This window comes from Thermococcus sp. LS2, from assembly GCF_012027375.1.
Classification (GTDB): Archaea; Methanobacteriota_B; Thermococci; order Thermococcales; family Thermococcaceae; genus Thermococcus_B.
Window position 1 is genome coordinate 60,630 of sequence record NZ_SNUI01000008.1, and the last position, 24,551, is coordinate 85,180.

General features: G+C 41.4%; 26 protein-coding genes. 14 read left to right on the forward strand and 12 right to left on the reverse strand.

Annotated features, from left to right (window positions below; genetic code table 11):
• Nucleotides 1-3: 3 nt before the first annotated feature.
• Genes E3E24_RS10190 through E3E24_RS10205 form a run of 4 tightly spaced genes read left to right on the forward strand, consistent with a single transcriptional unit; the run spans nucleotide 4 to nucleotide 4,550 of the window.
• Nucleotides 4-1,092 (forward strand): hydrolase, encoded by a 1,089-nt coding sequence (locus E3E24_RS10190; protein ID WP_167915978.1) that lies wholly within the window; start codon nucleotides 4-6, stop codon nucleotides 1,090-1,092.
• Complete coding sequence (locus E3E24_RS10195; RefSeq protein WP_167915979.1) at nucleotides 1,092-2,432, forward strand: MFS transporter; 1,341 nt, start codon at nucleotides 1,092-1,094, stop codon at nucleotides 2,430-2,432. Before E3E24_RS10190 ends, E3E24_RS10195 begins: the two co-directional genes overlap by 1 nt.
• Nucleotides 2,419-3,243, forward strand: a complete 825-nt coding sequence (locus tag E3E24_RS10200; protein WP_370520486.1) for a PIG-L deacetylase family protein — start codon at nucleotides 2,419-2,421, stop codon at nucleotides 3,241-3,243. The genes E3E24_RS10195 and E3E24_RS10200 overlap by 14 nt, the downstream gene beginning before the upstream one ends.
• Nucleotides 3,243-4,550 (forward strand): hypothetical protein, encoded by a 1,308-nt coding sequence (locus E3E24_RS10205; RefSeq protein ID WP_167915980.1) that lies wholly within the window; start codon nucleotides 3,243-3,245, stop codon nucleotides 4,548-4,550. The genes E3E24_RS10200 and E3E24_RS10205 overlap by 1 nt, the downstream gene beginning before the upstream one ends.
• Here the strand turns inward: E3E24_RS10205 and E3E24_RS10210 are convergent.
• Nucleotides 4,547-5,809, reverse strand: a complete 1,263-nt coding sequence (locus E3E24_RS10210) for a glycoside hydrolase family 1 protein (protein ID WP_167886061.1) — start codon at nucleotides 5,807-5,809, stop codon at nucleotides 4,547-4,549. The two genes, E3E24_RS10205 and E3E24_RS10210, sit on opposite strands and share 4 nt — an antisense overlap.
• Nucleotides 5,810-5,845: 36 nt before the next feature.
• On the opposite strand from E3E24_RS10210, the gene galT reads away from it, so the two are divergent.
• Nucleotides 5,846-6,829, forward strand: coding sequence for a galactose-1-phosphate uridylyltransferase (galT, locus tag E3E24_RS10215; RefSeq protein WP_167886060.1), 984 nt, complete (start codon nucleotides 5,846-5,848; stop codon nucleotides 6,827-6,829).
• Here galT and E3E24_RS10220 read toward each other — a convergent pair.
• On the reverse strand, nucleotides 6,826-8,109 hold the full coding sequence (locus E3E24_RS10220; RefSeq protein ID WP_167885869.1) for a C69 family dipeptidase: 1,284 nt from the start codon (nucleotides 8,107-8,109) through the stop codon (nucleotides 6,826-6,828). The two genes, galT and E3E24_RS10220, sit on opposite strands and share 4 nt — an antisense overlap.
• Nucleotides 8,110-8,170: 61 nt before the next feature.
• On the opposite strand from E3E24_RS10220, the gene E3E24_RS10225 reads away from it, so the two are divergent.
• Nucleotides 8,171-9,412: an MFS transporter gene (locus tag E3E24_RS10225; RefSeq protein ID WP_167885868.1), complete on the forward strand. Its 1,242-nt coding sequence runs from the start codon at nucleotides 8,171-8,173 to the stop codon at nucleotides 9,410-9,412.
• Here the strand turns inward: E3E24_RS10225 and E3E24_RS10230 are convergent.
• The 5 genes from E3E24_RS10230 to pyrH all read right to left on the reverse strand — a co-directional run bounded on the left by E3E24_RS10230 (nucleotide 9,398) and on the right by pyrH (nucleotide 13,617).
• Nucleotides 9,398-10,456 carry a histidinol-phosphate transaminase gene (locus E3E24_RS10230; RefSeq protein ID WP_167885867.1) on the reverse strand — a complete coding sequence of 353 codons (1,059 nt, stop codon included), beginning with the start codon at nucleotides 10,454-10,456 and terminating at the stop codon, nucleotides 9,398-9,400. The genes E3E24_RS10225 and E3E24_RS10230 overlap by 15 nt on opposite strands.
• 132 nt (nucleotides 10,457-10,588) lie before the next feature.
• Nucleotides 10,589-11,194, reverse strand: coding sequence for an RNA 2'-phosphotransferase (locus E3E24_RS10235; protein ID WP_167885866.1), 606 nt, complete (start codon nucleotides 11,192-11,194; stop codon nucleotides 10,589-10,591).
• Between the two features lie 39 nt (nucleotides 11,195-11,233).
• Nucleotides 11,234-12,553: an NAD(P)/FAD-dependent oxidoreductase gene (locus tag E3E24_RS10240; protein WP_167886059.1), complete on the reverse strand. Its 1,320-nt coding sequence runs from the start codon at nucleotides 12,551-12,553 to the stop codon at nucleotides 11,234-11,236.
• A 45-nt stretch (nucleotides 12,554-12,598) separates the two neighbouring features.
• Nucleotides 12,599-12,868 carry a potassium channel family protein gene (locus tag E3E24_RS10245; protein WP_167885865.1) on the reverse strand — a complete coding sequence of 90 codons (270 nt, stop codon included), beginning with the start codon at nucleotides 12,866-12,868 and terminating at the stop codon, nucleotides 12,599-12,601.
• A gap of 65 nt (nucleotides 12,869-12,933) precedes the next feature.
• The gene (pyrH, locus tag E3E24_RS10250) at nucleotides 12,934-13,617 is read right to left on the reverse strand and encodes a UMP kinase (protein ID WP_167886058.1); all 684 of its coding nucleotides are present in this window, start codon (nucleotides 13,615-13,617) and stop codon (nucleotides 12,934-12,936) included.
• Between the two features lie 156 nt (nucleotides 13,618-13,773).
• On the opposite strand from pyrH, the gene E3E24_RS10255 reads away from it, so the two are divergent.
• The 3 genes from E3E24_RS10255 to E3E24_RS10265 are packed head-to-tail and all read left to right on the forward strand — an operon-like array spanning nucleotide 13,774 to nucleotide 15,529.
• Nucleotides 13,774-14,139, forward strand: coding sequence for a BlaI/MecI/CopY family transcriptional regulator (locus E3E24_RS10255; protein WP_167885864.1), 366 nt, complete (start codon nucleotides 13,774-13,776; stop codon nucleotides 14,137-14,139).
• Nucleotides 14,140-14,144: 5 nt separating this feature from the next.
• Nucleotides 14,145-14,924, forward strand: a complete 780-nt coding sequence (locus tag E3E24_RS10260; RefSeq protein ID WP_167885863.1) for a M48 family metallopeptidase — start codon at nucleotides 14,145-14,147, stop codon at nucleotides 14,922-14,924.
• A 59-nt stretch (nucleotides 14,925-14,983) separates the two neighbouring features.
• The gene (locus tag E3E24_RS10265) at nucleotides 14,984-15,529 is read left to right on the forward strand and encodes a cytidine/deoxycytidylate deaminase family protein (protein ID WP_167885862.1); all 546 of its coding nucleotides are present in this window, start codon (nucleotides 14,984-14,986) and stop codon (nucleotides 15,527-15,529) included.
• On the opposite strand, the gene E3E24_RS10270 is transcribed toward E3E24_RS10265, so the two are convergent.
• Together E3E24_RS10270 and E3E24_RS10275 are read right to left on the reverse strand one after the other, a co-directional pair.
• A complete protein-coding gene (locus E3E24_RS10270) occupies nucleotides 15,526-15,891 on the reverse strand; it encodes a DUF2304 domain-containing protein (RefSeq protein WP_167886057.1) in 366 nt (121 codons plus the stop codon). The genes E3E24_RS10265 and E3E24_RS10270 overlap by 4 nt on opposite strands.
• A 5-nt stretch (nucleotides 15,892-15,896) precedes the next feature.
• On the reverse strand, nucleotides 15,897-17,219 hold the full coding sequence (locus E3E24_RS10275) for an HAD hydrolase-like protein (protein WP_167885861.1): 1,323 nt from the start codon (nucleotides 17,217-17,219) through the stop codon (nucleotides 15,897-15,899).
• Between the two features lie 54 nt (nucleotides 17,220-17,273).
• On the opposite strand from E3E24_RS10275, the gene E3E24_RS10280 reads away from it, so the two are divergent.
• Complete coding sequence (locus E3E24_RS10280; RefSeq protein WP_167885860.1) at nucleotides 17,274-18,179, forward strand: glycosyltransferase 4 family protein; 906 nt, start codon at nucleotides 17,274-17,276, stop codon at nucleotides 18,177-18,179.
• Here the strand turns inward: E3E24_RS10280 and cas6 are convergent.
• Nucleotides 18,136-18,885 (reverse strand): CRISPR-associated endoribonuclease Cas6, encoded by a 750-nt coding sequence (gene cas6 / locus E3E24_RS10285; RefSeq protein WP_167885859.1) that lies wholly within the window; start codon nucleotides 18,883-18,885, stop codon nucleotides 18,136-18,138. The genes E3E24_RS10280 and cas6 overlap by 44 nt on opposite strands.
• A 235-nt stretch (nucleotides 18,886-19,120) precedes the next feature.
• Here cas6 and E3E24_RS10290 point away from each other — a divergent pair, with 235 nt between their 5' ends.
• Nucleotides 19,121-20,320 (forward strand): proteasome-activating nucleotidase, encoded by a 1,200-nt coding sequence (locus tag E3E24_RS10290; RefSeq protein WP_167885858.1) that lies wholly within the window; start codon nucleotides 19,121-19,123, stop codon nucleotides 20,318-20,320.
• On the opposite strand, the gene E3E24_RS10295 is transcribed toward E3E24_RS10290, so the two are convergent.
• Nucleotides 20,307-21,419: an MFS transporter gene (locus tag E3E24_RS10295; RefSeq protein WP_167885857.1), complete on the reverse strand. Its 1,113-nt coding sequence runs from the start codon at nucleotides 21,417-21,419 to the stop codon at nucleotides 20,307-20,309. The genes E3E24_RS10290 and E3E24_RS10295 overlap by 14 nt on opposite strands.
• Nucleotides 21,420-21,503: 84 nt before the next feature.
• Between E3E24_RS10295 and E3E24_RS10300 the strand changes: the two genes are divergently transcribed.
• The 3 genes from E3E24_RS10300 to E3E24_RS10310 are packed head-to-tail and all read left to right on the forward strand — an operon-like array spanning nucleotide 21,504 to nucleotide 23,601.
• On the forward strand, nucleotides 21,504-22,067 hold the full coding sequence (locus E3E24_RS10300; RefSeq protein WP_167885856.1) for a hypothetical protein: 564 nt from the start codon (nucleotides 21,504-21,506) through the stop codon (nucleotides 22,065-22,067).
• A 45-nt stretch (nucleotides 22,068-22,112) separates the two neighbouring features.
• Nucleotides 22,113-23,048, forward strand: a complete 936-nt coding sequence (locus tag E3E24_RS10305; RefSeq protein ID WP_167885855.1) for a serine/threonine-protein kinase RIO2 — start codon at nucleotides 22,113-22,115, stop codon at nucleotides 23,046-23,048.
• A 28-nt stretch (nucleotides 23,049-23,076) separates the two neighbouring features.
• Nucleotides 23,077-23,601 carry a hypothetical protein gene (locus E3E24_RS10310; protein ID WP_167885854.1) on the forward strand — a complete coding sequence of 175 codons (525 nt, stop codon included), beginning with the start codon at nucleotides 23,077-23,079 and terminating at the stop codon, nucleotides 23,599-23,601.
• On the opposite strand, the gene E3E24_RS10315 is transcribed toward E3E24_RS10310, so the two are convergent.
• Nucleotides 23,587-24,540: a radical SAM protein gene (locus E3E24_RS10315; protein ID WP_167885853.1), complete on the reverse strand. Its 954-nt coding sequence runs from the start codon at nucleotides 24,538-24,540 to the stop codon at nucleotides 23,587-23,589. The genes E3E24_RS10310 and E3E24_RS10315 overlap by 15 nt on opposite strands.
• Nucleotides 24,541-24,551 lie beyond the last annotated feature (11 nt).

A 24,551-nucleotide genomic window follows, 5' to 3' on the forward strand; every position in this document is an offset into this window, starting at 1 on the left:
ACAATGGCAAATGCCTTGGTCTTTCATGCAAACCTCCAGTACGCTGAAATTCCAAAGAGTGAGATTCCAAAAGTTGTTAAAAAGTCATATATTCCAACAATCTCGGAGCTCATAAAAAGCGAGATTCCTTTTGCTTTGAATATTACGGGTTTTTCTCTCCAGTATTTGCCAAAAGACCTGATAACACTCATAAAAGAAGGTATTGAAAGCGATCTAGTTGAGATTACTGGCACTGCTTACACTCATGCTATTCTGCCTCTCCTTCCCTTGGATAGGGTAGAGGCACAGATAATGAAGGACATAGCAGTTAAAGAGAGAACTTTTGAAGTGAAACCGAAGATCTTCTGGCTTCCCGAATTAGCTTACGATCCTATAATACCTGCCATCTTAAGAGACTGTGGTTATGACGAAGTCTTTGTTGATGGGGAAGCGTTGCTTTTCTCAAATCACTTAAATTCAGCAATTAAGCCCATAAAACCTCTTTATCCGCATTTAATTAAAGCACAAAGAAGAGAGGGATTCCTATATTGGAATTACCTTCTCGGTCTGAGAGAGCTAAAAAATGCAATAAAGCTTGTATTTAGTGAAAAAGTGACTCTTGAAGCGGTAAAAGAAATAACAGGCATCCCAGTGTGGGTAGCAGTTAACACTGCCGTTATGCTCGGAATAGGTGGATTTCCGCTGATGAACATTAAGAAAGCCGTGAAGTGGATTAAAGGATTGGATGAAGTAATATTGTATGGCACTGACCTGGAGTTTTTCGGATACAGGGATTTAGCAGGTTACGTATTGAGCATTCAGAGGCTTAAAGAACTGATAAATGAGCTTAACAATGAGATTGTTCTTCCAAGCAAGCTGAAACACAGCGGAAGGAATCTTTACCTAAGAACTTCAAGCTGGGCACCGGATAAAAGTTTAGATATTTGGACGAAAGATTGGGGAAATCAAAGATTGAACATGCTTTTGTGGGAGTTGAAGTGGGAACATGCGTTTTTAGCTGAAAACAGTGATGCTCGCGGTTGGGAGCCGCTGGCTGAGAGGAGGTTGGACGCTTTTAGAGCTATCTACCAAGCTTGGAGGGAAATTGGGTGATGCGCATTAGGCGTAAAGTTTCTATTGCGCTTCTCGTTTTAATGGCTGCTTTCTTAATGGCTGACCAGAATCTTTTGCCTCCAAATTATCAGCAGATTATGCAGGAGTTCGGCATAAGCGAAACCCAAATGGGATTAGTTTCGACAATCTTTGTTGCAACAAGTGCATTAATAACCCTTATCTGGGGGTTTCTTTCAGACATTGGGCGTAGGAAAAAGCTTCTCGTAGTTGGCGTCCTAATCGGAGAAATTCCATGTTTTTTAACAGCATTTGTTCACAGCTATTGGCAGCTTTTGCTCATGCGTCTTTTTACTGGAATTGGGGTTGGTTCAATAATTCCGATAGGATATTCTCTGATAGCGGATATGTTTGAGGAAGAGCACAGAGGAAAAGGCTATGCATACATTCAAACTGCTTTCGGATTTGGGACACTTTTTGGAATGATAGTTGCTGGACTAATAGTGAGCTGGAGGCCGCCGTTTATAATAGCATCAGTTCCAAACTTTATCCTCGCACCTCTGTTCTATCTGATAGCAGAAGAACCTAAGAGAGGCGAGGGGGAGAAAGTTCTGAAGGAGGTTCTCGAAAAAGGTTACGAGTACACTTACAAGCTCAGCTGGGATGTTGTTAAAAAGTCGTTCCAAACAAAGACAAATCTCTTGATATTCCTCCAAGGATTAAGTGGGACTGTTCCATGGGGCGTTTTAATGTACTGGTTAGTTTCGTTCCTCATTGTTACGAGAGGAATGGCAAAAGATACAGCGACGTTTGTTCTGCTAATCTTAGGGATTGCGACAGTTATAGGAACTCTTGTTGGAGGTTTTGTGGGAGATTATTTTGAAAGAAAGATGAGAGGGGGTAGAGCGATAGTAACAGGCTTGGCGATATTCTTAGGCATGCTTGCAGCTATGGGCGTAATCCTCTATCCACTTCCAAGTCAGCTCAGTATTAAAGGTTGGATTGCTCTTACAGTTTATTCACTTCTCTTTCTCCAGCTGGTGAGCTTTGCTGGGCCGAACGTTACGGCAATAATTTCCCAAGTTAACCTCCCTGAAGACAGAGGCACTGTCTTTGGAGTTTTCAACATAATAGACAACATCGGAAAAGCTCTTGGTCCTCTCTTCGGGGGATTTTTGATAGAAACGCTCAGAAATGCTGGCTACTCAAATGCTTTGGCTTATGAATATGCTCTTATAATTGGCTCGCTCTTCTGGATTCCATGTGCTTTGGTCTGGCTTTGGATTAAAAGGCAATATCCAGAGGATAGGGAGGGAATTCAAGGGATTTTGAAAAAGAGAGCTAAGGAAATCATTGGGAGGGGGAAATATGATGCCGTTTGAAATGCTTAATCAGATGATCGGAAGTTTAGATCAAAAGGAAGCGGTTAGACTTTTATCCCAAAATATGCTCGGAGTTGATTTGGACAATCCTTTTGAAAATGTCAAAAAGGTTCTATGCATCCAGCCACATCCAGACGACTGTGAGCTTGCAATTGGAGGGATTTTGGTTAAGCTTTTCTTGGAAGGAAAGGAAATTGTGTATTTAACGCTGACAGACGGGGCTATGGGGACTAGAGATTTGAGCATCTCTCCCAAAGAGCTTGCTGAGATTAGAAAGAAGGAGCAAGAAAAAGCTGCAAAAGTCATTGGGGTTAAAAAGCTGATATGGTTTAATTACAAAGATACAGAGCTTCCTTATTCCCTCGAAGTAAGAAACAGAATAATAAGCGTAATCCGTGAAGAAAAGCCTGACATTGTCCTAGCCCCGGATCCTTGGCTCCCATATGAGGCTCATCCGGACCATAAGAATGCTGGTCTCTTGGCTTTGGAAGCTGTCTTTTTTGCTCCATTCCCCTACATAAATAAGGATGATCTTGAGAAGGGCTTGACCCCTCATGAAGTCCCACTGGTTGGTTTATATTACACTGCAAGACCTAATTATATCGAGGATGTGACGGATGTTTTTGACATAAAACTTAAAGCCTTAAGGGAGCACAGAAGTCAGTTTGAGAGTAACTGGCACCAATGGGAGCTGTTTATTAGGGCTGTTGGAATGTTCTATGGAAAGAAAATTGGAGTGATGTATGGGGAAGGCATTAAAATTCTTCCAAAGCTACTGTTGCATGTTACTCCCTTCGCAGAGGTGATTTAATGAGGATAGCCTTTATCGGCGCTGGGAGCATCTTTACTCCTTTAGCCCTCTATACGATAGCGAACAGCGAAATTTTGAACAAAGCAGAGATTTACCTCGTTGATATTGATAAAGAGCGGCTAGGATTTATTGAAGCTGTAGGGAGAAAAATTGGCAAAGTTTTTAAGAAAGAGCTGAAAATTTGGACTTTCCGAGACATCCGAGAACTTGAGAAGTTTGGTATTGATTATGCAGTTATATCAGTTGAGAAAGAGCGCTACAAGCGCTGGAGGCTGGATTTTGAGATTCCCCATAAATACGGCATAAAGCAAGTTCTGGGAGAGAACGGCGGTATTGGGGGTTTAAGTCACACCTTACGGGTTGTTCCTTTAGTCTTAGATATTGCAAAAGAGCTGGAGGATATAAACAGTGATGCTCGTGTTTTCATATATTCAAATCCCGAGCCAAGAGTTACGTATGCTGTCTTAAATTACACCAAGCTGAGAAATGTCTATGGGCTGTGCACGGGCTATCTTGAGAGGAAAGAAATGTTAGCTCCCTTGTTGAGGGTTAAAGAAAATCAGATAACTTTCATTGCTGCTGGTCTGAATCACTTCACATGGATCAAGGAGTTTTACATGGATGGGGAAGAAAGTTATGAAAAGCTTGATTCTGCGTTAGAGAAAAATCCAAAGTTTGAGCCTTTGTCCCAGCTCTTATACAGAGCTTTTGGGCTGTTTCCATCGCCTGATGATAACCACATTGGGGAATACTTAAGCTTTGCATGGGATTTAATTCCAGAAGAGAGGAAAGGCTTGAAGTGGATCGAGCGGACAAAAAAAGAGGGAGAGGAAGTTAGAAAGCTTTTGCGGCTGTTCCTCAAGGGTCTCGTGCCCAAGTTCGCATTCAATAAGCTCATCAAGTTCCCGGATATTGCAATGAGCATCGTTGAAGGGATTGAAGGTAAAGAAAAGCTTCAAGAGGCTATAAATGTTCCTAATAAAGGCTACATTAATTTGCCTGAGGGTACTATAGTTGAAGTGCCGGCTGAAGTTTCCCCCAAGGGAGTCAAACCTTTGAAGGTTGAGCTTCCGAGGGAAGTAATACCGATGCTGAGAACTCAAGCAGAGATTCAGAAGCTCTCAGCTGAGGCCGCTGCCGAAGGCAGTTTAGAAAAGGTAGTCAAAGCTATTCTCCTCGATCCCCTTGTGAACAACGCAGAGAACGGCTTAAAAGCTATTGCAGAGCTGATTGAACTCAATTTAGACATGCTTCCTCAGTTCAGCGAAGAGAACATGGAAGAAATCCGAAAAATGATAAAAGGCTAAAACTCCTCGAGACCGTACTTTTCTAACACCTCATCACTTATTTCCTTTTTCTTAGTAATTTCACCGTAAATGTAGGCGCTTCTCCTTGGCTTTCTCTCGAAAGTTTCATAATCAATTTCGATCAGTCCAAATCTCGGTCTGAATCCCTCAGCCCACTCATAGTTGTCCATAAATGACCAGTAAAAGTAGCCGTTGATGTCAAAACCCTCTTTAATAGCCTTGTGGACATACTGCAGATGCTGGACTATGAACTCTATCCTCCACTCATCATCAAGCGTTGCTATGCCGTTTTCCGTTATGTACATTGGTTTTTCGTATCTCGAAAAGCTTCTTATCCCATCATAAATTCCCTTTGGATAAACGCTCCATCCCATATCGGTCTTTCTGCTTACGTTGGCATCTTCAACTATGAAGGGATTCAGCGGATTCCGGCTCTTCTTAACCTTCTGGATGTTGTAGTAGTTTATCCCTATGAAGTCCAAGTCGCTTTCGCTTACTTTATGTTTTTTCATAAAGCCTTCGTAGCTTCCATAGAAAATGCCGTCAATGAAAGCCCAGTTGAAGAGGTAATCAACTCTATCTCTCGCTTCCTTGTCCCTCTTTGAGTCTGAGGCTGGTATGAAGTGCTGGTAGTTCTTAACAATTCCAACCTTGAACTTTCCGTGGAGGATTTCATAGGCTATTGCATGGGCATTTATCATGTTAACAGCAACTTTTCCTGCTATTAGTGGGTTCTTCTTGAATGGGGGCCACATCCCCATAAGATAACTAGCGACAACGTAGACCATCGGCTCGTTGAATGTTGCAACAAGCTCAACACCTTTAAGCTCAGTTATGACGCTGATGTATTCCTCCCAATACTTCAGGTTTTCCTCCTTCTCAAAGCCTCCTTTTAGTGCGAACCATGTCGGCAAGGTGAAGTGATGAATTGTGAGCATTGGAGTTATTCCTTTTTTGTTGAGCAGATTTATGAGTTCTTGGTACTTTATGAGCGCAGCTTCGTTCAGCTTTCCCTCTTCAGGAAATATGCGTGCCCATTCAATCGAGAACCTATAAGCGGGATAACCGAGTGATGCCATCAGCTCTATATCCTCCTTATAAAGCTCCCAGTGGTTGCAGGCTTTTTCAGCCTTGGGAAGCTTTCTCTTCTCAGCCCAGTACCACCAGTCGCTCCACACGTTGTCTCCCTCTATCTGGTAAGAAGAGGTAGCAGTTCCGAGGAGAAATGAGTCTGGGAACTTCGTACAACCACCAAAGATTTTTAGAGGTGAGGAGAAATTAACTTTGTGGTCATTATGAGGGAGCTTCGCTACAATCCTTTAACGGGTCAGTGGATAATGGTTTCTGCCGTTCGAAAACACAGACCTTGGCGTCCTAGAGATTTTTGCCCATTCTGTCCCGGGAGTGAGGAGACGGGCTACGGCTGGGAAGTTTTGATTTTGCCCAACAGATTTCCAATGCTTGATTTTAAAGCCAAGAATCCAGAAAGCAGAGGTTTTTATAAAAAAGCGAGAGCAATTGGGCAGTGCAGCATTATAGTTGAAACTCCGGAGCATGATTTGAAGGATTTGGACGAGCTTTCTCTTGAGCAGATGGTTAAGGTTGTTGGATTATGGAAAAATGTAACTATGGAATTAAAGAATAATCCTCACGTTGCCTACCTTGCAATCTTTCGAAATAAGGGTGAAGAGATTGGTGTCAGCTTAACACATCCACATGGGCAACTCTACGCTTTACCCTTCATCCCGTTAAAAGCTCGGCTGAAGATTGAAAACTCGAGGAGACATTACAAACGCTTTGGTGAGTGTCTCTTCTGCTGCATTATGGAAGAGGAGATACAGGGGAATGAAAGGGTCATTTATGAGAACGATAACTTTGTGCTTTTTATGCCCTTCTTTGCAAACTGGCCTTTTGAAATTCATATCTACCCCAAGAGGCACATTCAATGGCTAACTCAGTTGAATAAAAACGAAATCGAGGACTTGGCTGATAGCTTAAGGGTTGCAACGGCAACGCTTAATGCTCTCTTTGAGAGGCAGATGCCTTATGTGATGAACATTTTTCAGGCACCGTTTAAGGGTAGTTGTGAGTTTTACCATCTGCACATCGAGTTCTATCCGATGCTTAGAGATAGGGATAAGCTGAAATATGCCGCAGGCATTGAGCTCGGCACTTGGGAGTTCACCTACGATGGAGTTCCAGAGGAGAATGCCCAAAAGTTGAAGGAGGCTTGCAGAAAGATAACTAAAAGGATCGGGGCTAAGGGGAAATGCTTTTAGAGTTTAATCCCAGCCCTCTCATTCACTTTCTTCCAGTTTCTTTCATACAAAAATGGCATCTTTCCCGGCTTGACCTTTGCGTTCCACCTCTCAATCAACTTCCTCTCATTTTCAAAAGCCCACTCTGTTAAAGCTCTAAACTCTTCTGGAGATGGATTTTCCCTAACTTGCCTTTCCCTCTCGATTATCTCTTTCTGCAGCTTGTCTCTCTCCTCAGCAAACTCCTCTATGTAGGCTCTGTAGTTCGTCTGGAACTTTCTGTGGAAGAGCTCAAATTTCCACCAGTAGCTGTTTGGGTTGTACTTGTTCGTCGGCTTCTCTCCTAAATCTGGGATTCCGCTTTCAAAGTATATTGGCTTGAAGATGCTCAGACATGGAAGTGAAATTCCTGTGAACCAGTGCACGGGCAAGTCCTCATAAAGCTCCGATATCTGTGATGAGGCTGTCTGAGACGGCCTCGTTAAGCCCCCAAAGTGCATGCATATATCTCTCATGGAACCTTTAGCAGGCTCAAAGTCTTCAGCTTGATGAGAGCGAAGAATCTGCATCATATATTCAATGGTTATCTCTCCTTTCTTCTCACTGAGCTTTTTGTAAGTGAAAGCTCTCCTTTCTCTGCCGTGAGCAAAGTGGGTGTAAAATCTGTCGGAGAAATATTTGGCAAAGCTGAAGTTTGGCTTTTCCTTTGCAAGCTTTTCAACGCTTTCCGATGCCAAATCCCAGCCATTCCCTATGGTGAGAGCGTTTGAGATGGAGTAAACATCTCTAATCTGCTTGGCAACCCAGTGCTTATCTGCGGTTTCAAGAACCCATGCTTCGTTTTTGTCAGCGATTATGAAGGAGTTGTGATACAAAAGTTTATGCTCATAGCTCCCGTTTCCTCCTTGTCCATACTCTTCAATTAGCGAAATTATGAAATCTAGGGCTTCTCTGCTTGATTTTGTTCTCTCTAAAGCTAGGCGAATCATGTCCATTCCTAAAATTCCTCTCTCGGGAACTTTTAGCTTTGTGAAAACTGCTGTATTTCCAATTACAAGACCTAATTCATTGGCTCCCATCTCTGCTCCCCACATCCACCAAGGGCGCGAGAGGATTACAGCGTAGGTTTCTTTAGCTTGCGGGAATTCAACGTAGGCGAGCTTAACATTCTCTTCTTCATGTTTCTGCCTCGGAAGGAACTCCAGAATTTGAGCTTCATTTGGGTCTCTATCGCTGTTTTTGGCAAAAATCATTATTCCTTCTTTAGTAGCATCTGGAGTCGCAACTAAGATGTCGCACATAAGATTCCCCTCTGAATGTTTAGATAAAGATTTATAAAACGTTTTTGAAAAGTTGAGAGCGATGAAGAGGGAAAAGACAGTGATACAAGCGCTAAGAGAAAGAGTGGGCAAATTTAACACAAAGCGGAAGAAGAGAAGAAATATTGTGCTATTTGCTATTGGAATGTTCTTTGCCAATGTCTCTTGGGGCATAGCATTCCCTTATCTGAGCGTTTACATGAGGATAATCGGAGGAACGATGCTCTTCGTTGGTCTCTTGAGTGTAGTGTTCAATATGACCTCGACAGTCTTTCAGTACCCATTTGGATATCTCTCAGATAAAACTAGAAAGAGAAAGCCTTTCATAGCCTTTGGTGTCTTTTCTTCGGGCTTGATTTATGTTTTCATGGCACTGGTCTCTTCACCAATTCTGCTTTTAACTTTGAGAACTCTCCAAGGAGCTTTAACTTCAGCCATGATGCCTGCTCATTCAGCTTTAATCTCGGAGCTTTCAACTAAGGTCGGCTCAGCTTTTGGGTTTTTTAGCTCGGTCGAAAATGCTGGCTACATGCTTGGAAACTTCCTTGGGAGCTTTATCGTCGAATATTTTGGAATTAAGGGGGCGTTTTTTGCCGCTTTCTTATTTGCCACCCTTGGAACGCTGTTTGTTCTGATGATAAGCGAAAAGCAGAGACCTAAAAAGAGGGACTTCGGCATAATAGCAGTTCAAGAGGCAAGAGAAAGCGACAGAGTTGCCTTTGAGGGGGCGGCTTTTAAAAGACTGATGCATGGAAATTTAAGGATCTTCTACATTTCGATGCTTTTGATAATGATAGCGTCGGGAGAAGTGTATTCTGTTTTATCGGTTTATTTCGGTGAGCTTTTTGGAGAAAGATGGGTTGGAATCCTTTTTGGGATAGACTCTTTAGCTGCTGCTGCGAGTGCAGTTTTTATCGGAAAGCTGATAGACAGATATGGGGCAAAGCTTTTCTACGTTTTGTCAATTATTGGCTATATGGCTGTTTTCGTTGGTTATACCTTTGCCACAAGCCTCAAGCTTATGGTTGTAGTCTGCATATTGTCTGGGGTTAAGTGGTCAATGACCCTCAGCTCCGCTTCAACATATGTAGCATTAAAGGTTAAGGCAAGTGAAAAGGCCCAGGCGATGGGACTTCTGAATACCATGATGAGCCTCGGTTGGGTCATTGGCCCTATGTTAGGAGGTTACTTGGCTGGAATTAGCTTTAGGTTCATGTTTCTCTCGACTTTGGTTCCCCTTGGAATAGCCCTGCTTTTGATGTTCATGATTTCAGACAAAGAGTAGCCTCCTCAAAAATTCCTCAACATTTTTAGGAACCCTTATTCTGACATACGAGTTGTCTAGATTTATGAATTCATTCCCTGGGACTGTTAGTATTCCTCTCTCAAGAAAATAAGCATGTGTATCTTCTTTTCCACCGCAGAGAAATATTGGTGTATCATCGCTTGTTTTAGCAATATGGAATTCCCTCTTTAAAGCTCTGAGAAGCGTGACCTTTCTTTTTCTGATCTCTTTAACTGTCTTTTTCACAAAATTTCTATCCTCTAATGCTTCTATTGCGGCTTTTGCTGAAAGTGAAGTAACTGAGAACGGAGTATCAACCTTAGCTATAAGTTCTCTCAAAGCTTTTCCTTTAACTATGCAATATCCTATTCTAAGCCCCGCTAAGCCAAAACCCTTTGAAAAAGACCTAACAACAATGAGATTTTCATAGTTTAAATTTATTGCAGAGTTTTTCATTGGCATGAATTCGCCATAGGCTTCATCAACTATCACGATAGCATTTTTCCTCTCAGCTTCTTCAACGAGTTCTTCTAAGTCTTTGAGCCTTATAGCCTGTCCAGTAGGGTTGTTTGGATTGTCAACATAAATGAAAGCTGTTTTATCATTCAATGCATTTATAATTTCACCAACGTCTATTTCAAAGTTTTTCTCTTGTTTTAGAGGCACATACTCGTAAATCGCCCCATTTGCAACCGCATCGTTTATGTATGGAACAAACTGGGGAGAGTACCCCAAAACCACAGAACCTTCTCTCAGAAGCTTGTTGATCTTTTGAAGGCACCCCATTGAGCCAGTACCAAGAAAAATCTCCTCCGTAACTACTTCATGGTTCCAGTATTCTTCAATTGCCTTCTTAAGCTCATCGTCTCTTTTGGGGTAATTAGAGATTTCTTCAAGACTGATATTTTTAAAAACCTCCAAAACTTTCGGCGAGCATCCAAATGGATTAACCCCCAGAGAACAGTCTACGAAATTACCTTTAACTGAGATAGTCCCATAATCGTGCCAAATTTTTGACAGGTCTTTGAGCTTATTGAACTCCATTGGGACCACCGCATAAGTGGATAATCAGAAAGAATCTCGGTATTTCATGGACATTGCGGAATACCACTAGAGCTGAACGTGTTTTGTCTAATTAAGAGTTTCTCTCAAAATTTTGGCATCATGACAACTTTTTTATTCATAAAAGATTATGCATTCCTTTGGCACAAATTTAACGATTCTAACATTCTTCCCAGCCTTATAGATTTTGTAACCCTTCCTTCTCAAGCAATCAGCGTCTATGATTAGAACAACAACGTCTTTTCCATGCCTAAGACCTGTTTCATAAGCTTCTCTTTTGCTTTTTGTCAAATGAACAAACTTCCTTTTCATCGGCTTCAGTCCTTCCTTCAGAATCTTAGCTAGATTTTTTCTTGGAGTTCCATGGTAAAGGGTTTTTGACTCTTTGTCTTCTTCGTGATCAAGGAGAACTTCAAAGCTGTGCCCATAGCGGGCTCTAATTTTATCTCCCCTAATCTCAAAGCGTCCTTTTGGATCGAGCTCAACTACAGCCTTTACATGCTCTCCACTCACCCAAGGATAAACATCCCTAAGAGCCCTAATGAATTCGTTCAATTCCACAAATCCCATTTCATCAGGCTCAAGATTAAACTCCCAAGGTGAGTGTCTAAGGATATAGCTCATCAGCTTACTCAGCTTAACCCTTCTCCTACTATCTAAGAACAGCTTGCCTTTACGTTCTTCTGTGAATTTGCCGTTGTGGATGTAGATGTCCCCCATTGAAGGTTCACCAGAAGAGAGTGTAAAAAGAAGGGGAAATCACTTAAATCTCCTTAAGGCAATCTCTGCTGCAACGGTTATTGGATCAATGGTCGGGCTTATTGGCGGAGCGTAGGCAGTTTCAAGGTAAACGATGTCCTCAACTGTGGCATTTTTCTGTGCTAAAGCAGAAAGAGTCATTATTCTGCCCCAAACTCTCTCGCCACCGACTATCTGGGCTCCAATAAGTCTTCTATCCTCTTTTCTGAAAATCAGCTTAACGTGAATTGGCTTCCCTCCTGGATAATACTCTGGCTTCGTTGAACCCTTGAACTTTCCAATGACAACATTTATGCCCTCTCTTTTAGCTCTCTCTTCTGTCATTCCGAAGGTTCCAATTTCGAGATCAAACAGCTCTGTTATTGCCGTGTTGAACACGGACTTGAACTTCACGTTTTTGCCGAAGACATTCTCAGCAGCAACCTTTGCCATCCTCACAGCAGTTGTACCGAGCTGGCTTAAGGTTCTCTGACCTGTTACTGCATCAAAGACCTCCGCACAGTCTCCTATAGCGTAAATGTCTGGGTCGCTGGTTTGTAGATACTCGTTTACAACTATTCCTTTATTGACTTCGAGACCTGCTTTTTTGGCTAAATCGACGTTGGCTCTAACTCCAGTAGCTACAAGAACGAGATCCGCCTCGATTTCTTCGTCTCCAATCTTGACAGCTTTGACTGGGCTTCCAATTATCTCGCTTACTCCAACACCGAATCTAAAGCTTATGCCTTTCTCTTCTAAGTACTGCTGCACAATTCTTGCCATATCCTTATCGAGCATAGTTGGCAGCAAATGTTCTAAAAGCTCTACAACTAGAACCTCCATGCCAAGCTCTCTAAATGCTACAGCGCCCTCCAACCCTATAAGACCAGCACCGATAACAACAGCTTTCTTCGGCTTTTTCTCCTCGATGTAGGCTTTGATTTTTCTCACGTCATCTATGCTTTTGAGTGTAAAGACACCTTCGTTTTCAACTCCTTTTATTGGAGGTACGAAAGCTTTTGAACCCGTTGCAAGGATGAGCTTATCGTAGGGAACTTCTCCTTTGTCTGTTACTACAACTTTCCTTTCTCTGTCAATTTCTTTTGCCTCTGTCTCAAGCATCAGCTGAATTTTCTGCTTCTCATAAAAGCTGTTTGGAAAGACAACTATATCCTCAAGCTCTGGAATTTTCCCGCTAAGAACGAAGGGTAAGGCACATGGGGAATACTGCATGGTCTTTTCCTTCCCGATGACAATAATCCCAGCCTTTCTGTCAAGTTTTCTTGCAAAAAGCGCGAAGTTGCTCCCAGCGGTTCCAGAACCAATGACAACGATTCTCATCATTATCACCAAAGAAAAGATTGAAGGGGAGGTATAAAAATCTATTCAGCGCATCCACTTTCTTGCGATGACTGCAACGATAAGTGCCATGAAGACTGCGCCAGTGAGGGCTTCTATTACACTTAGAGCTTTAAGCCCGCCTGTTGGATGCATATCGCCGTAACCTAAGGTTGTAAAGGTTACGAGGCTGTAGTAGAGAAGTGCCAGAAAGCCCTTGATTTGCTCTCCAGTTATTGAGGAATAGACTTCTCCAAAGCTTGTGTAGTTTCTGATTAACCAGTAGATGAGAGCGTAGCCAAATATCGTGAATAACATGAAGAAGAACAGCCTGATCCAGAAACTATAAAAGTTTTATCAAAAATCGAGGTAAAAAAGAAAATTTAATCCTCGGGCTCAACGATTGTCCCGTTATGATTTCCTCGGACAACATCAAACAGCTTTACGGCATCTTCCTTACCAACGACATATGTCTTGATCTTCCCTCTCTGGATAAACTTTGCTGCCAGGGCATCAACTACGCTGCTTCCTCCAGCTTTGCTTTCTCCCTGCATGGCAATTTCGACGAGCTGAGCAGTGGTGATCTTTCTCAGCTTTTTGGCGTTTGGATTTTCTCTTGGGTCACTGTCATAAACGCCGTCAACATTTGTAATCACAACGAGCAAATCTGCTTGCAGATATTCAGCCAAGAGAGCAGCGACTGCATCAGTCGTATGTCCTGGATGAGTTCCTCCCATGATCGGTATCTTTTTGAGCTGTATGACTTCCCAAGCCTTTCTAAAGTCTTGAACAACGAATGGATACGCTTTTTCTCCAAGCGCTGCTATGAGGAGCATTGCATTTGCTCTCGTGATATGGATCCCTATGTAATCCTTGAATGTCTCGTTTGGTGTGAATGTCTTCGCTGCATTGATGTAATCTCTTGAGACTCTTCCTCCTCCGACTACAACAGCAACCTCGTGGTCTTCGCTTATCTTGACGAGCTGGTAAGCGATCTTTTTGATAAAATCAATGTCAGGCTTGTCAGGAACGAGAACAGAACCTCCGATATCAAAGACTATCCTCATGACGACCCTCACGAAGTTAATCTTGCGGGCTTTATAACTTTTTCTTAGCACTGGATTTGTCAAATTGTCAGAATGACAAAGAATTCTGACTCACCTATATAAACACAAAGTTTATTTATATTTATCGAGAAATACTTTTTGGGAGAGTGATAAAGAATGGAGCCTCATGAATTCAAGCTTAATGAGGAAGGACTCAAAGCTGTTCTGCCACCACTAGAAGCGGAGATTATGGAGTATATGTGGAAGGTAAAGGTAGCTACGGCTGGAGAGGTTTATGAGCACATGAAGAAGAAGCACCCAGACATGAGACGCTCAACAGTCAGCATACTAATGAACCGCCTCTGCGAGCGTGGACTTTTGAAGAGGAGCGTTGAGACTGGCAGGGGTGGAATGAGATACGTATACAGCGTAACAACAACTAGAGAGGAATTTGAAAAGAGGATTGTTGAGACAATACTGAACGCATTAATGAACAATTTCAAAGAGGCGACATTTGCATACCTTTCGAAAATAAAGAAGTGATTTAGATGTTGAAGCTTATTATATTAGCCCAGCTCCTCATTACACTATTCTATCTCGGTAAGTTGGGGTTAGTTGTTATATTAGGCACCATTGCATTTTTGTTTCTGACTTATATCTGGATAACAAGGCATTCTCTCACAAGGGATTACTCAAAGCTTCAGTGGGAAGAGATGCCTTGGCTTTATGACGGCATTGCGAGGATGGCAAAAAAAGCTGGAATAGGCATGCCCTATGTTTACATTCTTGATGATTACATTCCCAACGCCTATTCATTTGGAAACTCCATAGTCCTCTCATTAGGTTTGTTTGAAGTCCTTGATGAAGATCAGATTCTAGGTGTTGCTGCTCACGAGATTGGGCATATAAAAAATGGAGATACAATACTCTTCCCGTTAATGGCATATGGCAGGTATCTGATGCTTTTCTTGAGCGCTGTAATTATTGTGTTTGTTCACACGACGATAGCTGTGCTTGCATCTTTAGGTTTATATGTTCTCTACGAGATTGAGAGAGTCAAATTCCTCAAAGAAAGGGAGTTCAAAGCAGATGAAACTGCTCTCTATCTGTTGGATAGGCCATTCTCACTTAAAGAAGCGCTTGAAGAACTCAAATACTATGAAGACTTGAGGATAAATGTTAGAGCATCAGCTTTGCCCGGAATTGAACCAAATATTGAAAGAAAGCAGAAGAAGAGCTTTATGGCCACTCATCCGAGCTACGACGAGAGAATATGGAAGATCATTGCGGAGATTGAAGGAAGGGCGTTTAGGGATACCCTTAAGTGATAGCTTTAGTTTCCAAAAATTCTTTAAAAGCAATCTTTAATTTTTCCATGGGTGGGATTGTGACGGTTGAGATCATTCTCGATAGAGAAAAAGCAGAAAGAATAAAGAAAATCCGCCCCACAAAGGATGAATACTTCATGCTGATAGCAAAGCTTGTTTCACTTAGAGCCACTTGTCCGAGACTGAGGGTTGGTGCAGTTGCTGTTAAGGATGGCTACATCCTCGCAACAGGCTATAACGGAGCTCCAAGGGGTATGGATCACTGTATTGACGTTGGCTGTTTGATAGTTGATGGACACTGCCACAGAGCAGTTCATGCCGAGCAGAACGTCATAGCAATGGCGGCAAGAAAGGGAATAAGCCTTGAAGGGGCTACTCTTTACGTTACCCACTTTCCGTGCGATACTTGCTTTAAGCTCTTAGTAAATGCAGGGATAAAAGAAATTGTTTATGAGGATATGTACCCCAATCAAGCAACGGAAATTCTGCTTAAGGAGGCCCAAGAAAAGGGCATGATAAAAATTAGACAGTTTAAGCTTTCTAAGGAGAGAGTTAAGGCGTTCTTAGAGGAGCTGTTTGGAGATGAGTTTTGTGAGAAAGATTAGCCTTTTTTCTTTATTTCTTCTAACTTCTCATTAATTTCCCTTAACTCTATTGCAAGCTTTCTTGTAAGCTCTGTTATTTCTCTTTCTGCCTTATCAACTGCAAGATAAACTCTGAATATCAGTAAGTAGCTTATCCCAATTGCTACTACAAAGAGAGAATCCAAACCCCTGCCAAGTCCAAGAATCCGTTTTATCTCAAGTGAAATCTCTATTGGCTTAAGGGCAATTATCAGCATTATTACAAGCAGAGATTCCCAAAAGAGCAAGTCTTTCCAGTCAAATTCTTTCTTGCCATATTTACTCAGAACATAAAGCATCAGACTACCTATAACTACAAGTGCTATATATTGAACTGCTAACATTCTCATCACCTCAATTTATCAAAGAGCAAGTTTAGAGCAATTTTAATGCCCTCAAACACATTTGTTCCTTTCTTCATAGCATATTCAGTATAAACAGCTTTGATTGGGACTTCCACAATCCTGCACCCTTTCTTGCTTGCTTCAATTATTATTTCACTTGAAACTGCATATCGGTCGCATGTTATTTTAATTTTAGAGGCACACTCTTTATTAAAGCATCTTAATCCACTTTGGGAATCGCTGACGTATTTACCAGCAAAAACCGCTGTTATTGTATCGAGAACAAAGTTTCCAAAGCGCTTTATGAGGGGCATCTGGCTTACATCTCCTTTAAGTCTCGAACCGATAGCTAAATCAGCTTTTCCTTCAGCTACAGGCTTCATAACCCTAAGTGCATCCTTAACTAAATGTTGTCCATCTGCGTCAAAAGTTATTATAAGCTCTGCTCCTTTTTTGAGAGCAAATGTTATCCCTGTTCCAAGTGCCCCTCCAAGCCCTCTGTTAACGAGGTGTGTTAGAACTCTGACGCCTTTACTTTTTGCTATTTTTTCTGTTCTGTCCCTGCTCCCATCATTAACTACAATTATATGCTTCGGCTTGAAGTACATCAGGAGGTCATCTAGAACTTTCCCAATAGTAAGTTCTTCATTGTATGCTGGAACAACAACATAGGCATTTAAAATCCTGTGAAAGAGAGATAAAAGTTCTTTCATGGTTGGAACTTCAAAGTCAGCTTTTTCTTCAACAGAGAAGCTCATTCTTCCGCTTTTATGCTCCGTTATCAGAATGCTTAAAGCTCCAACTCTCTTTGCTGGGATAATGTCATATCCGTGGTCACCAATAACGACGGCTTTTGTAGGAGAAACTTTGAAATGTCCAAGGATTCTTTTAATATGCATTTCATTTGGCTTAACTTCTCTCCAAGAGACATCATCCCGTGTGAGAATTAACTCGAAGTAGTCTCTTATTTCGTGCATTTCTAAAGCTTTGAGAGTTGCTTTCCTGCAGTTCCTTGTCATGATTGCTAATTTTATTCCTTGGCTCTTTAAGAACTCCAAAACTTCTTTTGTGCCTTCGAATAGAAAGCTTTCGTCGACCCTTTGGACTTCCAAATCTTCAAGCAATTTTTTTAACTCATTGACGTCTCTTCCAGTTTCCTCAGCAATTCTGAATAGACTCTCATACATAGGCGTTAGATCACCTATAATTTCCTTGGGAATTCCAATCTCAAGGAGTTCTTCCTTCAGTTTTTCTTTAATCTCTGCAAAAGATGTGGGGGCACCTATGAGTGTTCCGTCCAAGTCAAAGATTGCTAACTTTATGTCCATTGAAATCACCGAAGAATTTATTTTGTCTTTTCACTCATTTCTTTGGGATTAAAGATGATTTGGGTATTGGTATTTATAGGGTTATCCCTCTCATTGGTTTTAACTCCCTATGTAGCGAATCTTATGAAGAAAGCTGGAATAGTGGGAAAGGACATACACAAGCTGCACAAGCCGGAAGTTGCTGAGATGGGAGGAATTACAATTCTAATATCTCTACCATTGGCTCTGATACCCGCTTTGGATGGTGATCTCTCAAAAGCTCTGTTAATATTCCTACTCTTTGGATTGGTTGGGATTCTTGATGATTTAACTAATCTCAAGCAGTCACATAAAGTTTTGCTGTCTTTATTAGTTTCTTTGCCCCTTTTGAGTTTGGATGTAAATAAGGAGATCGATTTACTTATTTTCACAGTTAATTTGAAAATGCTGTACTACCTATTCGCTGTCTTATTTGTCACTGGTTCTGCAAACTTAGTTAACATGCTTGCAGGCTTCAATGGGCTTGAAGTTGGAACTTCAGCGATAGCTCTGCTCTTCCTGGGGTTAGTTACTTCAGGTGATGCCCAGATATTAGCCTTTGTGAGCTTTGCGGTTGCTCTTGGATTTTTATGGTGGAATAAGTATCCTGCAAGGGTTTTTCCGGGAGACACTGGGACTTTAAGCTTGGGGGCTTTGATAGGATTGGTGGGAATACTTGGAAAAGTAGAGCTTTTTGCTGCAATTCTTCTAATTCCTCATGCACTTGATTTCTTGCTTAAAACAAAAATAAGGTTTAAAGGGCGCCCACTAGGAAAAACAGAAATTTTGGAAGACGGCACATTAAAAGCACCACCATATCTGAGCTTTTTGGGATTGATAATGAGGATAAAGAGAGTAAAAGAGTACGAACTTGTTGCAATTGTCTGGGCAATTGAGGTCATTCTTGGCTTCGTTGTGCTTCTTCTTCATCAATTACCTTAACCATACCAAATCCGTATTTTGTTTTTTCTCCAAATCCGTTTTCATAACCGAATTTTGCTATTTCCCTTGAGCCATAATAACGAAAAACCATGAGAGAACCGCGGAAATAGGAATCTTTGACTTTGATTCTTACGGGCTTGTGCTTTATAACCTCTATTTTGAATTCTTTTTCTTCCGGCATTCTTCCTTCTATTTCAGAAAAGCGCATCAGCATTATCTTTCTCAGCTTATCATGGAACAGATCTTCATTTGGATACAAGTCCCAGATTTTCATTTTATTTCCGTCAAGCTTCACTGTTCTAACCATTATTGGACTGAGGGTGGAAAACAATGTGCCGTCTTTTATTTTTGGTTCTCTAAGGACTTTAACTCTATCCATAATGAAAACGGAGTCCCCAATATGGAGTATTGGGTTTTCAATGAAGCCCTCGACTATGGATTTTATAACATCAGCGACAGAAGAGGATATGTATAAGCACACTTCATCGGAGAGAATTCTGATGCCTTTGTCAGGAATTAGCTCTCTTTTTCTAACCATAATCCTTGAGAATGTGAAGTAATCCACATGGGCAGTTTCCAGGAGTCTCGCAAGTTCTGAAGAGATAAGAGCAATTTTCTGAATAAGCTGGTTGTAGATATCATAGTTATAATTAAACGGGAGAATTGTTCCATTATCTCTAGGTTTGAGCTTGATTTCTACTCTCATTAAACCCTCCCTCCTGATTAAGCATTACAATATACGCGTTTATTGTTAATAAGGATTTCGAGTAATGTTTAGTATCTACAGGGAAATGGTAAGTTTAGATGACCAGCTGGGTATTACGTTATACCAAAACTTTATAAAGAACGCGAGAAAGTGAGAGTCAGGAGAGTCTAATGATGGTAATCTTAGATAGAGTTAAAAGTTCTTCTTGCAGAGTTAATTATGGGGGGATCAAATTATGAGCGACATTAATGATGTGGAAATTAAATCTCATGATGAGTATGATGATTATATCATCTACCTAAAGAGACGTATAAGACAGCTTGAACTCCAAGTGAGAACACTTGAGGCAGATAAGGAGAGACTGGAGAGGGAGCTCTCACGCTTAAGGATGGAGATGTCGAGGTTAAGGCAACCTCCAGCATTCGCTGGAACCCTTCTCGAACTCCTTGATGATGACAGAGCGATAGTCCAGAACTACAACGGTCCAAGGTTTGTGGTCAGAATAGCACCATGGATTGAGAAAGAAAAGCTCAAACCAGGGAGTAGAGTAGCACTTGATCAGAGAACTATGGCAGTTGTTGAAATATTGCCATCACCAAAGGATCCATCAGTTCTTGGATTTGAAGTAATTGAAAGGCCAAACGTTACGTATAGCGACATTGGTGGTCTGAAAAAGCAACTCCAAGAACTTAGAGAGGCAGTAGAACTTCCACTTAAACACCCAGAGCTTTTCGAGAAGGTTGGAATAGATCCTCCAAAAGGAGTATTGCTCTATGGTCCACCAGGATGTGGAAAGACATTAATGGCTAAAGCATTGGCGCATGAAGTGAATGCAACATTCATTAGAGTTGTTGGCAGTGAGCTCGTGAGAAAGTACATTGGAGAAGGAGCTAGATTAGTTCATGAGCTCTTTGAATTAGCAAAAGAAAAAGCTCCGACAATAATCTTCATTGATGAAATTGATGCGATTGGTGCTAAAAGATTGGAGGAGACAACAGGTGGAGAAAGGGAAGTCAACAGAACTCTCATGCAACTTTTAGCTGAGCTTGATGGGTTTGACCCAAGGGGTAACGTTAAGGTTATAGCAGCAACCAACAGGCCGGATATTTTAGATCCAGCATTACTCAGACCGGGTAGATTTGACAGGCTCATTGAAGTTCCATTGCCCAACTTTGAAGGAAGACTGGAAATACTTAAAGTTCACACAAGGAAGATGAACCTTAAAGGCGTTGATCTAAGAGCAATAGCGGAGATAACAGAAGGTGCAAGCGGTGCTGACCTGAAGGCAATAGCAACCGAAGCTGGAATGTTCGCTATTAGAGAGAGAAGAGAGTACGTAACTCATGAAGATTTCATAAAGGCTATTGAGAAGGTCATAGGCTCGGAGCAGAGGTTAGCTCAGCAGATAGCTATGCACGAAGTTATGTACGGATGACTTTTCCCTTTTCTATTCCAATTATACTCAATGCGATTAAATACATCAGAGGGATTAAGTAAAAGGCTCTCTCATAGCTCAATCTGTCAATTGACGCTCCCAGAAGGTATGGACCAAGAGTTGCCCCGAAGAATCCCATCATGTTTACAAAACCCATCACCGATCCCTTGTTTTCTTCTGTTGCTTGCTCAGCCGTGTATGCCGTAACTATTGGTCCAACTGAATAGAAAAACAGGCCAAGAATTGGAATTATCAATGGTAGGGCAGTTTTTGCCAGCAGAAATGAAAGAAACGCGTTAAAAACAAGGGACAAAATTAAGCTTTTTTCTTTAAGCTTGTCATAAACTGCTCCACCGCTTAAGGAGCCTATAATGCCAACTATTGAGAGAACGGAGAAATACAGTGATGCCTCCCCTAAACTCCTTCCTTTGTTTACGAAGAAATCTGGGAGAAAAGTGAGCATGCCAAAGAATGCAGCTAAGACGATGAAATTCATAATGCTCAGTCCAATTACGTGCTTTGGAATCCTAAGCCTTGCATGTTTGACTTTGTGAACTTCTCCATTTATTGAAATGAGTAAAGCAATGCCTATTATTGCACTCATAATGGAGAGAACCAAAAATGCATATCTCCACTCTAGAGTTAGTGCAATAGGAACAACAATTAAAGGTGCGATTCCACTTCCTATTGGAGGACCAACCATAAAAACACCAAGAGCTGTGCCTTTTCTTTCTTTGTAAATGTCGCTAATTAGAGCCGTTGCTGGAGCATAATAAAGGCCCGCAAAGATACCGTAAAGGGCTCTTATGCTTAACAATTCCCAGTAGTCTTTTGCAAAAATTATGAAAGCGCTTGCAAGGGAATAGCCGAGAATGCTGACTACAACAAGCTTTTTTCTTCCAAGTTTGTCTCCTAAGTATCCAGCGGGAACTTGGATTAGAGCGTAAGGTAAGAGGAGAGAAGTCATCAGAAGTCCTGCTTGGGCGTTGTTAATTCCAAGCTCCGCTTTGATTATAGGAATGAGGGGTGGGATAGCCATTCTGTGGGCATAGTTGAATATCCAGCCGAGGGAAAGGAGCAGTAAAAGTTTCTTCCGCATGCTTTTAGATAAAGAGTTAAGCGTTTAAAAATTTGTTTGTCCAAAAGGTTTAAATCTAATTCTGGGTAGTAATTTTGGTGCCCTATGGATTTTGATGAGATCATAGAACGAGTTGATAGAAGGCTTCCGGTTATTGTACTCCTTGTAATGATCATCTCACTTGCATACTTGAGCGTTCCTAAAGAGCTGAAAGTTTATGGTTATTCCAATGAGCTAAGAAAATTCGATAATTGGGAAACCGAGAAGTTTTACTGGAAAGGTGAATGGATGGCTGATGTTGATGTTCTTGCTGGGAAGTCTGGAAACCTTGAAGTATCCATAACGCATTCTGGAAGCACTAACTTGGAATATCTCAAAATAATCATCAAAAGCTGGGGAGATGGCACTGTGTATATGCTCTTTCCAGAAGGAGGACCTTGGGACAACGTTAGGATAAGAAAAGACATAGAGAGTGGATACACAATTAATGAGGCAGAGTTCAGCAATTTAGGACTTATTGGAGAAGGAACACTGACCTTTGAGTATCTCGTGACTCCAATATGCGCTTTTAATTATCCCGTGGAGGTTAGAGTTGACTTCGTTCTGGCAGAGGGCATTAAGCGGTATAAAGGAACAGCTTATTATGCGTATGACTTCTGCTCTGGATAAGCCAACAAAATTATAAACCCAAATCGGATTTACATTTGAGCGAAAATGGTCAGCAAACTAATAGCACTTGAAGTTTATCACAACCTTAAAGACATAGATTTCCGAATATTGAGAGGGGTAGAGCTAAATATGCGCTACCATCAGTGGGTTCCATTGGAGGATATTGCAAAATTTGCTAGGACTGATGTTGAAACTGCTTCATACCGTTTAGGAAGGCTCGATAACTGGATGCTTGTAAGGAGAAGGAGTGATATCGGCTATATTGGTTATCAGCTCACCATTCACGGTTACGATGCTCTGGCTATTAGGGCTTTTGCAAAGAAGGGTGTGATTGAAGCGATAAGCCAGACGCAGATTGGTGTTGGGAAAGAGGCTGATGTTTATGTTGGAATAACTCCTCAAGGAGAGAAAGTTGCGGTTAAGTTCAACCGCATTGGGAGGACGAGCTTTACCAGAATTAAGCTCTACAGAAGAGATTTTATTGACAAACACCACATAAGCTGGCTTTACATTTCACGTTTAGTTGCCGAGAGAGAGTATGAGGCTTTGCAATTGCTTTCTCCTATAGCAAAAGTTCCAAAGCCTGTAGCATGGAACAGACATGCCATAGTGATGGAGTTCATTGAAGGAGTTGAGCTGAGCGAGCTTAGGGATGATGATTTGACAAGAGAGGAGGCTGAAGAAATACTTAACAAGGTTTTGGAAGAGTACCTCAAGATTGTACGCTTTGGGATTGTTCATTCTGACATGAGCGAGTTCAACATAGTTCTGACGGAAAACGATGATATCTTAATTATTGACTGGCCTCAGTATCTACCAACCGCGTATCCTGAGAGCCTTGAATATCTAAAGAGGGACATATCCGTTTTGTTAAATGCTTTTCGCAGAAGATGGAGAGTCAAAAAGGACTTTGATGAGATTTGGAATAAGTTCTACGAAGCTTGGCTTGAGAGTAGGGGAGAAAAAGATAATAAGGAGTAATGAAATATTAATAATGTGGCGAAGCGGGATGGGAGAGAGACCGAGATTTTTGAAGAAGTTTGAAGTGTGGGAGAAAAGGCGTAAGATAGCTGAGCTTTTTAGAGAGGCTCTAGAAGCCGAAAATAGGGGAGAGCTTGAAACAGCAAAGAAAAAGCTTGATGAAATAATGGAGCTCTCAAGAGATGAGTTTCCCGGAATTTACTTTGAAGCATGCTTCAAGCTGGCTGAGGTCTTCTTTGAGGAAGAAAACTACAGAGGCTGTGTGAAGTGTGCTTTGAGGGCTCTGTACAACGCTCCAAGCTGGGATTTATATATCTTGGGTGCAAAGAGACTGAGGGATATCCTCTTCATTCTCAAGCAGCGTGGATTGCTTGATAGTCTCAAAGAGAACATGGCCCCAACATGCAAGCTTATTGAAGGCAATCCAGAGCTGTGCTCATTTGTAAAAGCCCTAATTTCAATTGCCGAAGGGAACAGAGAAATTGAAAAATATTTGGATGAAATCAGCACCCCAGAGATTAAGGAAATCCTGACCATATTACTCCGAGAGTAACTTTGATGTCACTTCCTCTAAATATCCTCTTCCTGGAAGAATTGGAAAGTTGTAGGGCTCTTTACTTGGCTTCTCGTTGTAGTATGGTCTGTTGCATCCTGGACAGCCGTGAGTCATAAATGCTTCTTCACTGAGAAGTTTTGTAAGCTCGTCTTTGCTCATTCCAAAATCAACTAGATTTCCTTTCGTATCAAATTTGAAGTCCTCAGCTCTTTTTATCCTTTTCTGAATTAGATACCTTGCAATTTGAATTTTCCTGTATCTCATAAGCTCTGGTGGTTTGTGATCTTCAAGCCTCGTTCCTTTTATTGGAGTGAAAGCAAAGAGGGAAACTTCGGCCCCAATGTCATATGCCCTCTGAATTGTCTCAATTGCTTCCTTATCTGTCTCCCCTAACCCAATTATCAGATGGATGAAAGCCCTTCCTTTACCAAATATTTCAATTATCTCATCAGCAAATTCCCACATGTCATTCCATGAGTATAGTGAGTCCTTTATCTCTTTATAGAGTCTCTCACTAGCAACATCTAATCCAACACCAACATAATCAACGCCCAGCTCCTTGAACTTTTCAAGATAGCTCCTATCAACGGGGGTTATTGAAAGAGATATTGGTAGATTTAGATGATAAAAGGCACCAAGAAGGGTCAGCACATCTTCTTCCAAACCGTCATAATCAACAGTTTGCAGGCATATTCTTGCAAATTTCCCATTTTTCAGCTTTTCAAGGACAGTTTTAAGGTCAAAAGCTGGCCATATTATCCTTGAGAGCTTATTTAAATCTGCTCTGCTCTCTCTTGCTTGAGGGCAGAAAGCGCAGTTATTTATGCACCTTCCATTATGATAGACCATTAAATAAGCTGTTGTCGGTCTTGCGAGCATTTTTGCTTTTATCAGTCCCATTGCAATGGCTGTCCCATATGAGACTCTGATGAGCATAGGCTACACCA

Excerpts from the sequence above, each read along its gene's own strand:
- E3E24_RS10235 (WP_167885866.1), bottom strand. The coding sequence starts at position 11,194 with ATGGGGGACATCTACATCCACAACGGCAAATTCACAGAAGAACGTAAA.
- E3E24_RS10225 (WP_167885868.1), top strand. The coding sequence starts at position 8,171 with ATGAAGAGGGAAAAGACAGTGATACAAGCGCTAAGAGAAAGAGTGGGC.
- E3E24_RS10255 (WP_167885864.1), top strand. The coding sequence starts at position 13,774 with ATGGAGCCTCATGAATTCAAGCTTAATGAGGAAGGACTCAAAGCTGTT.
- E3E24_RS10275 (WP_167885861.1), bottom strand. The coding sequence starts at position 17,219 with ATGGACATAAAGTTAGCAATCTTTGACTTGGACGGAACACTCATAGGT.
- E3E24_RS10240 (WP_167886059.1), bottom strand. The coding sequence starts at position 12,553 with ATGAGAATCGTTGTCATTGGTTCTGGAACCGCTGGGAGCAACTTCGCG.
- pyrH (WP_167886058.1), bottom strand. The coding sequence starts at position 13,617 with ATGAGGATAGTCTTTGATATCGGAGGTTCTGTTCTCGTTCCTGACAAG.
- E3E24_RS10220 (WP_167885869.1), bottom strand. The coding sequence starts at position 8,109 with ATGTGCGACATCTTAGTTGCGACTCCAGATGCTACTAAAGAAGGAATA.
- E3E24_RS10230 (WP_167885867.1), bottom strand. The coding sequence starts at position 10,456 with ATGGAGTTCAATAAGCTCAAAGACCTGTCAAAAATTTGGCACGATTAT.
- galT (WP_167886060.1), top strand. The coding sequence starts at position 5,846 with ATGAGGGAGCTTCGCTACAATCCTTTAACGGGTCAGTGGATAATGGTT.
- E3E24_RS10205 (WP_167915980.1), top strand. The coding sequence starts at position 3,243 with ATGAGGATAGCCTTTATCGGCGCTGGGAGCATCTTTACTCCTTTAGCC.
- E3E24_RS10315 (WP_167885853.1), bottom strand. The coding sequence starts at position 24,540 with ATGCTCATCAGAGTCTCATATGGGACAGCCATTGCAATGGGACTGATA.
- E3E24_RS10310 (WP_167885854.1), top strand. The coding sequence starts at position 23,077 with ATGGGAGAGAGACCGAGATTTTTGAAGAAGTTTGAAGTGTGGGAGAAA.
- E3E24_RS10270 (WP_167886057.1), bottom strand. The coding sequence starts at position 15,891 with ATGTTAGCAGTTCAATATATAGCACTTGTAGTTATAGGTAGTCTGATG.
- E3E24_RS10245 (WP_167885865.1), bottom strand. The coding sequence starts at position 12,868 with ATGTTATTCACGATATTTGGCTACGCTCTCATCTACTGGTTAATCAGA.
- E3E24_RS10280 (WP_167885860.1), top strand. The coding sequence starts at position 17,274 with ATGATTTGGGTATTGGTATTTATAGGGTTATCCCTCTCATTGGTTTTA.
- E3E24_RS10305 (WP_167885855.1), top strand. The coding sequence starts at position 22,113 with ATGGTCAGCAAACTAATAGCACTTGAAGTTTATCACAACCTTAAAGAC.
- E3E24_RS10300 (WP_167885856.1), top strand. The coding sequence starts at position 21,504 with ATGGATTTTGATGAGATCATAGAACGAGTTGATAGAAGGCTTCCGGTT.
- E3E24_RS10260 (WP_167885863.1), top strand. The coding sequence starts at position 14,145 with ATGTTGAAGCTTATTATATTAGCCCAGCTCCTCATTACACTATTCTAT.
- E3E24_RS10195 (WP_167915979.1), top strand. The coding sequence starts at position 1,092 with ATGCGCATTAGGCGTAAAGTTTCTATTGCGCTTCTCGTTTTAATGGCT.
- cas6 (WP_167885859.1), bottom strand. The coding sequence starts at position 18,885 with ATGAGAGTAGAAATCAAGCTCAAACCTAGAGATAATGGAACAATTCTC.
- E3E24_RS10200 (WP_370520486.1), top strand. The coding sequence starts at position 2,419 with ATGATGCCGTTTGAAATGCTTAATCAGATGATCGGAAGTTTAGATCAA.
- E3E24_RS10290 (WP_167885858.1), top strand. The coding sequence starts at position 19,121 with ATGAGCGACATTAATGATGTGGAAATTAAATCTCATGATGAGTATGAT.
- E3E24_RS10190 (WP_167915978.1), top strand. The coding sequence starts at position 4 with ATGGCAAATGCCTTGGTCTTTCATGCAAACCTCCAGTACGCTGAAATT.
- E3E24_RS10295 (WP_167885857.1), bottom strand. The coding sequence starts at position 21,419 with ATGCGGAAGAAACTTTTACTGCTCCTTTCCCTCGGCTGGATATTCAAC.